The 14,414-nt window shown below is 65.9% G+C and carries 13 protein-coding genes; 6 read left to right on the forward strand and 7 right to left on the reverse strand.

All coding sequences use genetic code 11. The features are described from left to right. Nucleotides 1-373 precede the first annotated feature (373 nt). Nucleotides 374-934 (reverse strand): hypothetical protein, encoded by a 561-nt coding sequence (locus tag KF724_08850; GenBank protein ID MBX3355793.1) that lies wholly within the window; start codon nucleotides 932-934, stop codon nucleotides 374-376. A gap of 343 nt (nucleotides 935-1,277) precedes the next feature. On the opposite strand from KF724_08850, the gene KF724_08855 reads away from it, so the two are divergent. Beyond that, nucleotides 1,278-1,805, forward strand: coding sequence for a dCMP deaminase family protein (locus tag KF724_08855; protein MBX3355794.1), 528 nt, complete (start codon nucleotides 1,278-1,280; stop codon nucleotides 1,803-1,805). Nucleotides 1,806-1,811: 6 nt separating this feature from the next. On the opposite strand, the gene KF724_08860 is transcribed toward KF724_08855, so the two are convergent. The 5 genes from KF724_08860 to KF724_08880 form a co-directional block, all read right to left on the reverse strand. Next, nucleotides 1,812-2,702, reverse strand: coding sequence for a serine/threonine protein kinase (locus KF724_08860; protein MBX3355795.1), 891 nt, complete (start codon nucleotides 2,700-2,702; stop codon nucleotides 1,812-1,814). A gap of 294 nt (nucleotides 2,703-2,996) precedes the next feature. Further along, nucleotides 2,997-3,731, reverse strand: a complete 735-nt coding sequence (locus KF724_08865; GenBank protein ID MBX3355796.1) for an N-acetylmuramoyl-L-alanine amidase — start codon at nucleotides 3,729-3,731, stop codon at nucleotides 2,997-2,999. Nucleotides 3,732-3,831: 100 nt separating this feature from the next. After that, nucleotides 3,832-3,993 carry a hypothetical protein gene (locus KF724_08870; protein ID MBX3355797.1) on the reverse strand — a complete coding sequence of 54 codons (162 nt, stop codon included), beginning with the start codon at nucleotides 3,991-3,993 and terminating at the stop codon, nucleotides 3,832-3,834. A gap of 137 nt (nucleotides 3,994-4,130) precedes the next feature. After that, a complete protein-coding gene (locus tag KF724_08875; protein MBX3355798.1) occupies nucleotides 4,131-4,796 on the reverse strand; it encodes a hypothetical protein in 666 nt (221 codons plus the stop codon). Nucleotides 4,797-4,861: 65 nt separating this feature from the next. Beyond that, nucleotides 4,862-5,515, reverse strand: coding sequence for a redox-sensing transcriptional repressor Rex (locus KF724_08880; protein ID MBX3355799.1), 654 nt, complete (start codon nucleotides 5,513-5,515; stop codon nucleotides 4,862-4,864). A 68-nt stretch (nucleotides 5,516-5,583) separates the two neighbouring features. On the opposite strand from KF724_08880, the gene metF reads away from it, so the two are divergent. Continuing rightward, entirely contained in the window at nucleotides 5,584-6,498 is a 915-nt protein-coding gene (gene metF / locus KF724_08885; GenBank protein ID MBX3355800.1) for a methylenetetrahydrofolate reductase [NAD(P)H], read from the forward strand. 622 nt (nucleotides 6,499-7,120) lie between these two features. On the opposite strand, the gene KF724_08890 is transcribed toward metF, so the two are convergent. Then, complete coding sequence (locus KF724_08890) at nucleotides 7,121-8,911, reverse strand: hypothetical protein (GenBank protein MBX3355801.1); 1,791 nt, start codon at nucleotides 8,909-8,911, stop codon at nucleotides 7,121-7,123. Between the two features lie 121 nt (nucleotides 8,912-9,032). On the opposite strand from KF724_08890, the gene KF724_08895 reads away from it, so the two are divergent. From KF724_08895 to cas2, 4 genes are all read left to right on the forward strand, one after another. After that, nucleotides 9,033-9,845, forward strand: coding sequence for a hypothetical protein (locus KF724_08895; protein ID MBX3355802.1), 813 nt, complete (start codon nucleotides 9,033-9,035; stop codon nucleotides 9,843-9,845). Nucleotides 9,846-9,884: 39 nt separating this feature from the next. Then, nucleotides 9,885-11,651, forward strand: coding sequence for a class I tRNA ligase family protein (locus KF724_08900; protein MBX3355803.1), 1,767 nt, complete (start codon nucleotides 9,885-9,887; stop codon nucleotides 11,649-11,651). 124 nt (nucleotides 11,652-11,775) lie between these two features. Then, entirely contained in the window at nucleotides 11,776-13,689 is a 1,914-nt protein-coding gene (cas1, locus tag KF724_08905; GenBank protein ID MBX3355804.1) for a CRISPR-associated endonuclease Cas1, read from the forward strand. Between the two features lie 322 nt (nucleotides 13,690-14,011). After that, nucleotides 14,012-14,302, forward strand: a complete 291-nt coding sequence (gene cas2 / locus KF724_08910) for a CRISPR-associated endonuclease Cas2 (protein MBX3355805.1) — start codon at nucleotides 14,012-14,014, stop codon at nucleotides 14,300-14,302. Nucleotides 14,303-14,414 lie beyond the last annotated feature (112 nt).

Raw genomic sequence — 14,414 nt, forward strand, 5'->3', positions numbered from 1 at the left:
GCGCGGGAGGGGCGAGTCACAGTGCCCCACTGTGCCCGCCCGCCGAGCCCCCGGTTGTGTCGCGAATCAGGAATCCATCGGCTTCCCCTCAATCAGAGCGTCCGGCGGTTCAGCCGCTGTCGAAGCCTCAGGGGAAAGACTCGGCGGCGGCACGGGGGAAGAAGTCGCAGTCCTGACACTCGTCCTGAAGGGGAAGCCGATGGGTGCCCGCAGGTCCTGGCCGCGGGCGAAGAGGAGACGCGTTGAAGAGGCGCGGATGGTCAGGTCCAGCCGAACCCCTTGTCCCCCCTCTATCGAGACGGGCTTATTCCAAGAGACAGCCTCCCCGGAACTTTGGGCACGATTTCGCCAAGGTCGGCCGGACCGCAACCTTTCAGGTCGTGACGCCGTCGAACGCTTGAGTGTTTCGCCTCCGACGCAATCCACACATCACGAGGACACCGACCACCACGCCTGCGGGCGACGGAATCGGCTGAGGCGCAGCCGGCGAGCCGAAGACCCAGCCATCGAAGCTGCCGTTGAAGAGCTGACGAGCGCCGGCACCGATCGGCGCCCAGCTCCAATCTCCACTGTCCTTCAGCCAGTAGTGCCAGTAGTTCTCCACCTCGGGCCAGAGATCGCCGGTCCCGAACTCGTAGTCACCCAACACGCCCAGTCCATTGACGAGCGGACCAAAGGCCGTGTCCTCATACACCAGCGTGAACTCAGGCAGCAGCGTCTGGAGGCTCACGAGAGCCGAGAAGCCCGTCGCCGCGCCATCCCATCGATACTCGATGACATAGCCGTTGCCGTTGGAGAAGTCGATCTGGATGGTGGAGAGGTTGGCCCCCTCCCCTGCGGTGAGCGTGGTCACGATCTCGGCGTGGACCGCCGTGGTCGATCCCAAACCGGCCGCAGCGGCGGCCACGATTGCGCAAGCGAATGAACGAATCATGAGCGAAACCCTTCTGCCGGCGCGATCGCGAGGCGCCAGCGACCCGCGGGCTGACGGAGGCACGCACCGCTCACGCGGCCCATCGTGCATCCGAGCCCGAACTCTCGCCCGGCGATTGGAGTGACGACCGCCTGACTCCGCCAGGCTCTGGCGGGCCTCGGTGCGTCGACCCAACTCGCGTGGGCGACGAACTGGTGAGCCTGCACGCCGGTCGACCCGGCTCGTCAATCGGGAGCACTCCCGACCGACCTACGGTGACGCGTTCGCAGCGGATTTGGACCGCTTTCCTCCGAGCGCGCAGGCATCCGCCACACGGCGGACTCCGGGAGGATACAACGAAGGCATGGCTGAGCCCCGCACCTCGTCGACCACCTCCGCCAGCACCTCTTCAGGGGCCACGGAGCGCTTTCCCATCGAGACCGACGGCGCCCGGCGCCTGCGCTGGCATCGGCGCTTCCTCGAGCTCGCCGATTCGATCGCGAAGTGGAGCAAGGATCCATCGCGTGGCGTCGGCGCGATCATCGTGACTCCCTCGCGCCAGATCATCGCGACGGGCTACAACGGGCTGCCGCGCGGCGTCGAGGATCGCCCCGATCGACTGGCCCGGCCCGTCAAGTACGACCTCATCGTGCACGCGGAAGTGAACGCCATTGTGCAGTGCGCACGCAATGGAATCTCCCCTACCGGATGCACGCTCTACTCGACCTTCAGTCCGTGCGTTCACTGCACGCTCGCGATCATCCAATGCGGCATCGCGGCGGTCGTCACGCGGCGCCTCACCGAAATGGGCGATGAACACTGGATGGAGTCGATCGCGAAGAGCCGCTCTCTGCTCGAAGAGGCGAAGATCCCCCTGATCGAGGTGAGTTGAGCGGCGTCACTTGGCCGCAGCGCGCTGCGGCTGGGACAGCTCGGCGGCGATGGCATCCAGGCGATCGGCCACCAGATCCATCGACGCCACGCGATCTGAGGGAACGATCTGGATGCACTCCATCACCAGATCCGAGAGCGACTGAGGCACCACGAAGCCATTGCCGCGCCGGATGCTCTCCGGATCGCGCTGAGCTGGCGGCACTGGCATCTTCACTTGATTCGGATCGACGGCGCCGCTGTAGATGCTGTTGTTCTCATCCTTCGGCGGCAAGGCTGTCGGGATCACCTCACCAACGAGCACCCAGTACATGGTGGCGCCGAAGTTGTAGATGTCCGTCTGCGGTGTGATCGCCTCGCGATGCGCCTGCTCCGGCGCCATGTAGCCGGGCGTCCCCTGGATGCGCTTCTTGATGGTGCCGACTTCACAGGCCTGACCGAGGTCGATGACTTTGACCGACCCGTCCTCCGAGAGCATGACATTGATCGGCTTCATGTCGGCGTGGACGAACCCGCGCGCGTGCATGTGGGCAAGCCCGTGGGCCACCTGGGCGAAGATCCGCGCCGCCTCGGCCGCCGTGGTCGGCAGCCGCCGGTCGAGGGTGGCCGCATCGACCAGCTCCATCAGCAGACCCACTTCGACCACGCGGAAGAGCTTGCGGGTTCTGAGGATCTTCTCGATTCGCCGGATGTTCGGGTGGTTGAGCTTGGCGCCGATCGACGCTTCCGACTCGCACTGCTCGAGGAAGCGGTCGTCCTTCTCGCCCCGCTTCACCACATGCTTCAGCGCGTAGACCTGCTTCGACTTCGGGTCCTGCACGGCGTAGAGCACGCTGGCAGCCCCTTGGCCGATTCTGGCCAGCACTCGATATCCGAACAGGTCGCGAACGGAAGACATGGACGCGGGAGACGAAGAGGTGACGCGCAAGAAAGGTACCTTCACTGAGGGCCCGGCGCAACGGGTGGCTCCCAGGATGCAGCTCCAAATGGGCTCAACTCGCGCGCACTCGGCGGAGCTGAGGAGTGTCTCAGGGGAGTGTCAGAAGACCGTCGCCCCTCCGGTTCGAAATGCGCTTGGATCGTAGTAATCACTCCGTGCACCTGCAAACGATCATCGGCCTGAAGTTCCGGCTCGATGCCGTTGGGATGCACGAAGTACGCTTTCGGACCTGAAAAACTCCCCGGCGACCCGTCAGGGAAGAATCTGAGACTCAAACTCAGCCGTGGGGAAGCGCTCGCCTGGACTGGTGACTTCGGCAAGGTCCCGGTGCAAACGCACCTCCGACGCTGGAATCCCCAGTTCCCGCTGAAGGGCCCGCACCAGGGAGACGAGCTCTCGCACCTGTCGAGGGGTGAAGGAAGAGCGATCGCCATTGCCTACAAGACAGATTGCGATCGACCGTTCGTTGATTTCAGAAAGCTCCGCGGCACTGAATGAAGCCTGCCGAGCGGCGATCGATCCGCTGGCACCGGTCCCCTTCGGACGAAGCGCGACATGGGCCCCCGGAAGCTGCTGAGCCCAGCGATAGCCGACCTCGATCTCTCCGTCTCCGGAGCCGTGGCCATTGCCAACCACGAAGTGATATCCGAGGCCAGAGATTCCGGCGGACTGCTGGAAGCGCTCGATGCTCGCCGCATTTCCCGCGGGCAGGCCTGAGTGATGGATGACGATCGATCGCCAGCGAGCTCGATCAAGTGGCGCCGCGGCCGGCAGCACGCTGTCGGGCCGACCCGCCCCCGGGCTTCGCACCATCGCGGCCGTCGTCGCCAGGACCGACTGCGGGGCTGGACCATCGAGAAGGAGCAGGACGCCGCCCACGGTGGTCATCGACGCGGCGAAGAGCGACCACACCCAGCGCAGGCGTCGACGGCTTGACGCGATCGGGCGTCGCGGGGCTGCGGTTGTGCTCTCTCGTCGAGGTGTCATGGGCAGCAGGGATATCGGCGGCTCTCGGCTTCGTTCGCCAACGATTCACAGGTGACTTGCAATGGCGCGATCGGCGCGCTGGAGTTCAATCGCGTGAGCCTCACCGTTCAGGGGTCAGTCGAGCGCGGACCGCGGGACGAGGAGTGCCGAAGACATCGGGCTGCTCCAGCGGAACATAGCGCTGCCGCATGATCTCGTAGGCCTCAAACTGCGTGCGCGGCGCGTTCTCCGGGAAGAGTGCCTTCTGACAGCCGGTGCTCATTGCCGCCGCAGCGAGAAGAGTCAGCAGGCCTGCCTGCCGGAGCCGTCGCGACTCAACGACCCGTGGGGCCGCCGAGCGCGCGAGACCGCAATCGGTCGTGGGCGAAGAGTGAGTTGTTGGTCCTAACCGCACCATGGTCACTCGTGAAGAGGCGGAATGGTAGCGGTCAATGTCCGCCCCGGGGCAATGCGCCTCTGGTCCTCGAAAGCCCGTCCCGACAGAGCATCGTCGAAGCGGATCGAGATGGTCAGCGGGCACTCCCGCAGCGAGCCGCTCAACTGCAACGGGATCTCGAAGGCGTAGCCGGTGCCCATGAAGCTGCTTCGCCAGCCGTCGCGAATGGCCCCTGGACCGATCACGGCCCGCATGACCTCTTCAGGGGCGCTCCCCGCTCGAACGCAGGCGGCGCTCACGGTCAGGCGACCGACGATCTGCATGAAGCGGCCGCGGCCATCCAACGGGAGAATCCGAAGTCGAAGCGTTGCCGGGACTTGCCCACCGCCTGATCCTCCAAGGATCACCTCGGATGTGCCCTCGATCTGCACGCTGGCGAGTCGAGGAAGCGCGGCGTCCTCTTCGGGATCAAGCATGCGGGCAGCGCTCGGCACTGCGGTCTGGCCGGACGCCGAAGCGCTTCGCCGCGACTCTTCGAGGCGCGTCTCCAGCTCCCGCGTCTGCTGGGTCAGGCGCTGCACTTCATCGCGCAGTTGCAAGTTCTCCGCCCGCAGAGCGTCGCCCGGTGATGGATTGAGAATCTTCGCGCGGTCGCACCCGAGCGCGGCAACTGCCAGGGCCAGGGCCATCACTCTGATGGTCCAGATCGATCGTGGAGCCGAGGCCACTTGCCCCCGGTCCATCCACCATGAATTCACGACTCGACCCCCTCCCGTCCACGGGCGATCGAAATGTCGAAGGCAAGTTGCTCGATGGCCACGGTGAGATCCACTGTAGCCATGCACACGCGGGACGGTGCGGTCAGCCGTCGCGGCGCGAAGTTCAGGATTCCATCGACGCCAGCGGCCACCAGTCGATCGGCGACCTCCTGAGCCGCTTCGGCCGGCGTTGCGATGACACCAATCTGGATCTGCCGGGCGCGGACCTCCTGCGCCAGTGACGCCACCGGCAGCACTCGAAGGCCGGCAATCGTCTGCCCCACCAACTGAGGCGACTGGTCAAAGACAGCGGCGAACTGGAAGCCTTCATCGCGGAAGCTGCGATAGGCGAGGATCGCCCGGCCGATGTTGCCGGCCCCAACCAACGCCAGATTCCACCGATGATCGCGTCCCATGATCCTGCGGATGCGCTCGCTCAAGTCGGCCGCTCGGTAGCCGACTCCGGGCTGGCCGAACTGGCCGAAACACGCAAGATCCTTGCGGACCTGCGCATCGGTGAGACCTAGTGCGTCACCGAGAACCTTGGAGCTGATCCGCACCCTTCCCGCGTGAATGCTCTCACTCAATTCGCGCAGGTACAGGCTGAGGCGACGAGCGGTTGGCTTTGGAATCCGCACACGCTCCGACATGACTGCCTCCGATCCCGTGCCAGAAGCCTACCGCATCTGCGTCAACCCTTCCCTACACTCGCGATGCCATGCATGTCGCCGACATCTTCGCTCGCGACGGCTTGACCACCAGCTTCGAGTTCTTTCCGCCGCGAAATCCGCAGGGATGGGAAGCTCTCTACTCGACGATCAGCGACTTCGAGGCGCTCTCTCCGTCCTTTGTCTCGGTCACTTACGGGGCGGGCGGGTCCACTCGTGACCAGACGCACGAACTCGTCGTCCGCCTCCGTCGCACCACGCGGCTGGACCCGATTCCGCACTTGACCTGCGTGGGACACACGACGGCGGACATCGAGAGCCTTCTTGAGCGCTATGCCGCAGAGGGAGTCACGAACATTCTCGCGCTGCGCGGTGACCGACCGCGCGATGGCAGCGCGGACGGTGTCCGGGGCGACTTTCCGCACGCGAGCGACCTGGTGCGCTGCATCCGTCGATTCAATGATGCGGGTCGCCACCCCGACCCGCGCGGATTCGGTATCGGCGTGGCCGGCTTCCCCGAAGGCCATCCCGAGACGCCGAACACGCTTCGGCAGATGGACCACCTGAAGGCGAAGGTCGATGCCGGTGCCGACTGGATCTGCACGCAGCTCTTTTTCGACAACCGCGCGTTCTTCGATTGGCGGGATCGATGCGAGATTTCGGGCATCAAGGTGCCGATCCTTGCGGGCATCATGCCGATCACCAGTTCGGCGGGCCTGCTGAGAATGGCCGACCTCGCTGCCGGCACGCGCTTCCCGGCGAGCCTGCTTCGTTCCATCAATCGCTGCGCCGGAGATGAAGAGGCCGTCGCGCGCGTCGGTGTGCACTGGGCCACGGAGCAGTGCCGCGACCTGCTGGACCACGGGGTTCGCGGCCTTCACTTCTACACGCTGAATCGAAGCTCGGCGACGCGCCGCATCTACGAGGCGCTGGGTGTTCGCACGAGCGCCCAGTTGCGACCGTGAGCGGATGACGGTCTGGTTGCCGTGCCGCCATCGTGCTCGGAGTGACGCTGGCGCTGAGGCGGTTCACGGGCGGCCATCGATCGCCGAGCGTGGACCTTGGTGCCTCGGCGAGCTGCCATTGAAGGCCGAGACGGCGATGCGCCGATCAACCAGGCATGGAGTCTCCCGGCGCTCCACTCGAATCCCGGCGAATCCTCGGCATTCCGGCCCCCTCCACCGTGAGGCGTCCCAGCGATGCCGACGATCGCCAGAAGAAGCGCGATCGCGGCGCCGACTCGGGGCGTTCGCACAAGCCCCCCACGGATGTTGTCGAGGTGGTGTCCATCAAGTCGGCTGATGCGAAGGCCGAGGTCTCTTCCGGCCAAGGCGCGTCCACGCCATCCGCAAAGGCCAGGAGCCCATCGATTGCGAGGCCTCCCATCGACCTGTGCGGGTGAACGGTGGCTTTCGAGTTGGAACCCCAGGTCTTTGTTGACACACGAGCACCGCATCGACCTGCGCGGGTGAACGACGGCGTTCGAGCCGGAGCCATCGGACCCGCGCGATCAACGCGCGTGAATGAGCACCGTCGTACAAACGCACACCGGCTGCGTTCTCGCCGTGCTGTTCGAGCCCCGTCCGATCACGGCGCTGCCGGCGCGTCGCCCACCTTCTCGTCGAGCCAGATTCCGCGCAGGAGCTTGGCCAGCACCTCGTCGCCGGGCGTGCCTTTCACGAGGGCCAAACCCTGGGCAATCGTGTCGCGCTCGTTCAACTGGCGACCGATGTACGCAAGGACCACTCCGACATCGGCGGCATTGCGTGAATCGGTGCGCGTCGTGCCGAGCTGATCTCGAAGCTGCCGCAGGCGATCAGGAGGGGGCAGGAGTTCGGGGGCGACACGGGCGTCGATCAGCGCCGGATGGTCGGCGAAGAGGTTGCGGAGGGTGATGGCCGCCGAGGCGGTCAGACCCGCGCCGACCTGTGCGTTGAGCATGCCAAGTTGCGCGAGCGGATTGCCAGGGTTCAACTGAAGTGCCGTGGTGAAGTGCTGTTCGGCGCGGAAGAACGAGCCGCTCTTCATCGCGAGTTCACCCGCCGAGACGATCTCCCGGACGCGGTCAACCTGCGCGTCACTCAGGGTCTCGACGCGCTCGCCATGCTTGAGGACCGCCACGAGATCATCGAGCGTGCGCCGCCTCGTCTCGGCTTCGTCAGCTTTCGCAGGGTCACCGCGCCCGAGGGCACGGTCAGCCGCCTCGTCGGCATCGGTGCGCGGAACCTCACGCCGGCGATCGAGAGAGAATGGATCGTTGCCCGGCTCGGTCGGTCGCGAAGGGGCCCCACGGATCTGACGACGGAGCGCTTCGATTTCCGTGGCGAACTCGGTCAGGCGTCGCTGCGACGCATCCGTCGAAGATCCCTGCGTGTCGAGCGCACCGGGTTGCTGGCCGGGAGCCGTTGCCGCTGGCTCGACCGGCGGCGCCTGCACGGCCGTGCGCTCACGCTGCTGGAGATTGCGGTCAATGGCCGTCACGATCGAGTCCATCGTGCGAATGCCGGTGTCGATGCGCGTCGAGCCAGGCGCGGGCTGCTGTCCGGGGCCGGTGCCCTGTTGCCCAGGCTGCCCGGGCTGACTGCCAACGGGGAACTTCTCAACCCGCGCATCAACACGGAAGGGATCGCGATACTCGAGGGCGCGCAGGTCGGGGTCGAGCTGACCCGATCGCAACTCACGCTTCAGGCGGGCGGACTCGTAGGTGCCGAGGCCGAGACCATCCACGGCGTCGCGCTGCTGCGCGGTGCGCACACCGGTGAAATCGCCGGTGAGCAATCGGACTCGACCGCCGTCGCCCGTGTCGAAAGTCGAGGCGACATTCACATCGGAGATGGCGCGCGAGGCCATCGGGGTCGAGAGACTGGATGTGCTGTGATCGACCCGCAGTCGGGTGCCGATGAGGTCCGCGCCTACGACCGAGCCCGTGATGCTCGATCGGCCGTACTCGATGTTGCCGTAGCTTCGTCCGACCGCCATGCGATCGCCCATCGATCCGGCGCGAAGGAGGCGAGGGTCGGAGAAGGCGCTTCCAGCGCGGAAGTCGAAGCTCGCGTCATCGGAAGTGGAGCCTCGGAAGTCACGATCCGCCGTGTAGCCGACATCACCCCGGAAGCCACGACCGCCGGCCACATTGCCTGTGACCACCAGGTTCCTGGCGCGCAGATCCTCCTGCACCGGCCCGGTGTTCCTGCCGCCGGAACCATGTTGCAGGTTGCGATCGAGTGCGGATCCGCTGCCGCTGGGGTGATCGAGCGCCCGGCCGGAACCGAGCGCATCCTGCGGGAGCGCGACGCCGACTTCGACGGCCAGCAGCGTGCCGACAGTTGCGGAGAGCACCGCAGCCACGGAGATCCTCGTTGAAGGCTGGAGCTTCATAGTCGAATGGTATCCCGCCCGCTTTCAGACGCAATTCTTGTTGCATGGACCGAGGGGCTACGCTGTGACGGTGGAGCGATCCAGGCCCAGCGGCGAAGGTCCGCGACCAAGCGTCTTTGCCATGACCGCGTGCCTCGCGATCGTGGCGGGAGCGGTCCTCTTCGGCGTCTTTGGCCCGGGGATTGCACAACGCTCCATGCTCACCGGCGGAACCTCGTTGGGAGAACTGGTGAATTCCGCGGTCATCCAACGCGATGGGCTGCTCTGGCGCGCGCTGAATGGCGGGCGCGGCAATGGCTCCGAGCGAAGCGGCGAGCGAACGGCGCCGAGCGAGTCTTCAGGGGACTCGACTCAGGCGCCGCAACGGGAGTCATCGGGGGACTCCTCACAAGCACCGTCGCGGGAGTCGTCGCGGGACTCGTCACAGGCTCCGCCGCGGGATTCGTCGCGGGATTCGTCACAGGCGCCGCCGCGCACGCGCGATGGGGTTTCTAACGCAGGGCGATCGCCCGACGAGCCACCGGGGAGCAGCGAGACACTCGACGACGCCGCAGCCCGAGCGATGGCTCGACTCATCGGTCATGGCGCCGAGCCGCCGGACCTCTCTCCGGCGGGCCTCGAACTCGCCGCGTGGAGCACGACCTCACTTGCGGGTGGTCGTGACGACGCAGTGGCGCTCGGCTATCTCGATCAGCGGCGCGACCGCTTCCTGGCGCTCTTTGCGCTCATCGACGATGGTCGGTTCATTCTCTTTGATGCGTTCGGGCGCGCCGTGCCGCTGCTGCCCGATCGACTGGTGATCGAGGAGGTGGCGGGCGCGTCGATCGACAACGCGGTGGTCATGGTCTGGAGCACGGGACCAGTGCTTTGGATTGCGGTCGTCGATGCGGTCGAAGACGCGATGTCGCTCCGACCCCTTCTGGGGGCGCCATGAGGTCTGCGTTCCATCTCGGAACGCCGTAGGATTCGCCGCGTGTCGCGCACCGCTTACATCACCACGCCCATCTACTATGTGAACGATCGGCCGCACATCGGCCACGCGTACACCACCACCCTGTGTGATGTCTGGGCGAGGGCCATGCGACTTCGCGGGCGCGAGGTGCGCTTCCTGACCGGCACCGATGAGCACGGCGTGAAGGTCGAGAAGAGCGCTGCGGAGAAGGGTGTTTCGCCACAGCAGCTCGCCGACGAGAACTCCGCGGAGTTCCAGCGCGTCTTGAAACTCTTTGATCTCACGAACGACGACTTCATTCGCACCACCGAGCCGCGGCACGAACGGCGCGTGCAGGCGCTGGTGAAGCGACTGCTCGACGCGGGGCATGTCTATCTCGGCGAGTTCGAGGGGTGGTACGACGAAGGCCAGGAGGAGTACCACACCGAGACGAAGGCCAAGGAGCTTGGCTACAAGAGCCCTGTAAGCGGCAAGCCGCTCGTTCGCGCGAAGGAGCACAACTACTACTTCCGGCTCTCGGCGTTCCAGAAGCCGCTCGAGCGCTTCTACGCGGAGCATCCCGGGTTCGTGCAGCCGCAGGCTCGCTTCAACGAGGTGCTCGGACGCGTACGCGACGGTTTGCAGGATGTCCCGGTGACGCGGACCAACTTCAAGTGGGGCATTCCCTTTCCGGGTCACGCCGAGCATGTCATCTATGTGTGGATCGACGCGCTCTTCAACTATGTGACGGCGCTCGGCCTCGGCGACGGCGCGACAGGCGGCTCGGGCAGCGGCGTGAAGGGAGTTGCCGGCGGCGAATCGGGTGGCGCCGCTGATGTGCGCCATGCGAGCGGCGCGATCGTCGGCTCCGCGGCAGGTGCGGGCGCGGCTGGCGCCAGTCCCATTTGCGGCGACTCTGCGCTAGGTGACCTCGCTCGCTTCTGGCCCGCCGACTTTCATGTCATCGGCAAGGAGATTCTCTGGTTCCATGCGGTCATCTGGCCGGCGCTGCTGATGGCGCTCGAGATGCCGGTGCCGCGCTGCGTCTATGCCCACAGCTTCTGGATCTCCAACGGCCAGAAGATGTCAAAGAGCCTCGGCAACTTCATCGACCTGCCGACCATCGAGGGATACTTCGGCAGGTACGGGCTCGATGCGTGGCGCTGGTTCATGGTGACGCGAGGTCCGCTCGAAGCCACCGACGCCGACTTCCGCGCCGAGGCGTTCCACGAGACCTACACGGCGGATCTCGTCAACACAGTTGGCAACTGTGCAAGCCGGGTGACCGCCATGATGGAGAAGTACTTCGACGGCGTGGTGCCCGAAGACCCGGAGCGCGGCGGCGAGTGGCCTGCGCGGGTCCGCGAGACGGTCGCCGCGTGGGAGAAGGCGATCGACGACTTCGCGCTGGCCGATGCGGCAAGCGCGGCGATCGGTCTGCTGCGTCAGGTCGACGGCTTCATCAATGCCACCGAGCCGTTCAAGCTCGCCAAGGACCCGGCGCAGAAGCCCCGGCTCGCGTCGATTCTCGCCCAGTGTGCCGAGTGCGTGCGCGTGAGCGGCGTGCTGCTCGCGCCGCTGTTGCCGGGAAAGATGAACGAGCTTGCCGCGGCACTTGGGCAGCCAGCGCCGAACACGCAGTCTCGCGGCGGCGGCACGATCGGTGCGGCGCACGCAGGTTCAGCGCCGCTGTCGGCGGGTGCCGGCACCGGGATCGAGAGGCTCACGGCCTGGGGCGGCCTCGCCCCCGGGACAAAGCTCACCAAGTGCGCTCTCTTCCCGCGCGTGGACGCGCCGAAGCCTGCCTGAAGTGGCGGGCACGCTGTCGGTTTCCCACAGCGGGAGCCGGCCCCGCGCAGGCTGAGAACTCGGTGAGAGGGCTCATGCTTCACTCGCGCTCAACCTCGCTTCGAGTCCTGCCGATGGCGCTTGTGTGGACGAGACAATCTGGCCATGCCGAGGTGTTGCAGAGTTCGCGTACTGCCCGCGCCTGTTCTATTACATGACGGTCGAAGGGGTCTTCATTCCCAGCTCCGACACCGAACTGGGTGCGAGGGTGCATGCTCGAGTGGACAGGCCGAGCGCCGCGATCGAGTCGGGGCCCGGTCAGTCGGCGCCGCAAGCCACTCCGTCGCTTGGCACTGACGCCTCTGGTGAGCAGAGTGGATCGGCGGATCGCCCAAACGCGGCTGGCATCGACAAGCTGGGCGACGCCGAGCGGGATCCGGAGCGGCCTCGTTCCATCCGAAGTCTCTCGCTAGCCAGCGAGCGGCTGGGCATTACGGGCAAACTCGATCTCGCAGAAGTCGCAGGTACAACGGCCACTCCGGTGGAGTATCGCAAGGGGCGTCCAAAGCGCACCGGTCCGAGCGCTCCCCAGGGTGATGAGCTCATGGAGGAACTCCTCCCGCTTGGCACGGTGGAGGCATGGCCGACCGATCGAGTCCAGGTGGGCTTGCAGGCGCTCCTGCTCGAAGAGGCCGGATACACGGTGCACGAGGCGGTCATCTACTACGCCGCGGAGAAGCTCCGTCTTCGCCTCCCGGTCGACGATGTCCTGAAGGCCGAGGCGCTCAGAACCCTTGAGGCTGCAAAGGCCGCCAGCCTTGGTCCGCGACCGCTCCCGCTGGTCAACGACCCTCGGTGTCCTCGATGCTCATTACAGCCCATTTGTCTGCCAGACGAAGTCAACCATCAGCGGTTCACCGCGTTGACGCAGTCAGTGCAGGCGGCCGCCCAGCCACTGGACTCGGCGCGCCCAGGCAATACTGGCCAGCGGAACGGCACCAAGGTCCCCGAAGACCACACTCCCAGGAAGCTCTGGCCGCCGCGCAGTGATGGCATCCAGGTGGTGCTTCTGAAGGATGGGATTCGCGTCGGCGTTCGCGGCCAATCTGTCAGGGTCACCGATCGCGACGGGACCACCGTGCGCGACCTTCCACTGGCCACCATTGAGTCCGTTGCCGTTCTTGGTGGCGTTCAGGTGTCGACCCAGGCACTCTGTGTCTTTGCGGATCACGAGGTGCCCGTCGCGTTCCTGTCGGCTGCGGGGCGGCTCGTGGCCATGATGGACCCGATGGGGCCCACCAGTGCTGCAGTGCGCATGGCGCAGATGCGCCGCTTCGATCAACCCGAGCGAGCATTGCAACTGGCGAAAGCTATTGTGTCCGCGAAGATCCACAATCAGCGCACGCTGCTGATGCGCAATCATCCCGCGCTGCCGGACCTCGCATCGAACACAATGCTTCAGGCGCTGCGCGACGCAGAAGGGGCGCGAACACTGGACGAGCTGCGCGGCCACGAGGGGAACGCCGCCGCGATCTACTTCCGCCACTTCGCCGGCATGTTCAAGCCCACAGCGGAGAGTGTCGCTCGCGAGTTCGAATCCAGCGGGCGGCGCCGAAGGCCGCCGCCCGACCCGGTGAACTGCGTCATCTCGTTCGGCTACGCGATGTTGGCCAACGAGTGCGCTGCGGCAGCACGACTGGCGAGCCTTGAGCCGTCGATCGGCGCTTTGCACGCGCTGCGCCCCGGGCGTCCGGCGCTGGCGCTGGACCTGATGGAGCCGTTCAGGCCGATCATCGCGGATTCCATCGCCATCTCCGCGTTCAATCGCGGCGAACTGGTCGAGGGTCACTTCCATCGCACGGCCGCCGGGTGTGCCATGACCGACTCGGGGCGCAAAGCGTTCTTCGGTGCCTACGGCCGCCGAATGGAAACGGAGGTGACGCACCCGGTCTTCGAGTACCGGCTGAGCTACCGGCGCATGCTGATGCTGCATGCACGGTTGATCGCCGCGTGGCTGCTTGATGAGGTTCCCACGCTCGCCTTCCTGACTACGCGGTAAGCCTAGTCCAATATTGAGGTTGCGCCCATGCCTCCTCCCCGATGCCAGGACATCCACGCCACTCGCGGCGAACGCCGGAGTCTGAGCCCGCCGACGGCGCACTTTTCCTGCGCCAGGAGACCCCCACCATTCGCGGCGAACTTGGCCCCCGTCACGCCGGGGTTTGCTGCCTCGAGCGGGGGGTGGCCACTGCGAAGTCCGCCATGTCGAGGGGCCGCCATGTCGGGAGTCGCCATGTCGGGAGTCGCCATGTCGGGAGTCACACTTTCATGACCACACCATCTTCCAGAATCCGCTCGCAACTGACGCAGTGTGTCACTCCATGAGGCGAAGCTACCTCGTCTGCTACGACATTCGGGAGCCCAAGCGCCTGCGTCGGGTGCACAAGCTCATGAAGGCCTATGGCGAGCCATGGCAGTACTCCGTCTTCCACTGCACATTGAAGTCGATCGATCGTGTGCGCATGGAGACGGCGCTGCGCGAGACGGCCAATCTCAAGGAGGACCAGGTGTTGATCGTCGACCTTGGTTCGAACGAAGACGCCGCGCTGAGGGCGTCGACCTTCCTGGGCGTTGGAATCCCGGAACCCGAGAGCGGGACTGTGGTGATTTGAGGGGCTTCGGGCATCACCTCCGCAGCGCTGCAACTTGTGGTAAAGGTACGCGCTCGTGAGTGCGGCGATCGACACAACATTGGGGCGACGAGACGGCCGGCTGAAGCGCACA

The organism is Phycisphaeraceae bacterium, from assembly GCA_019636735.1.
In the GTDB taxonomy this organism is placed as follows: Bacteria; Planctomycetota; Phycisphaerae; order Phycisphaerales; family SM1A02; genus VGXK01.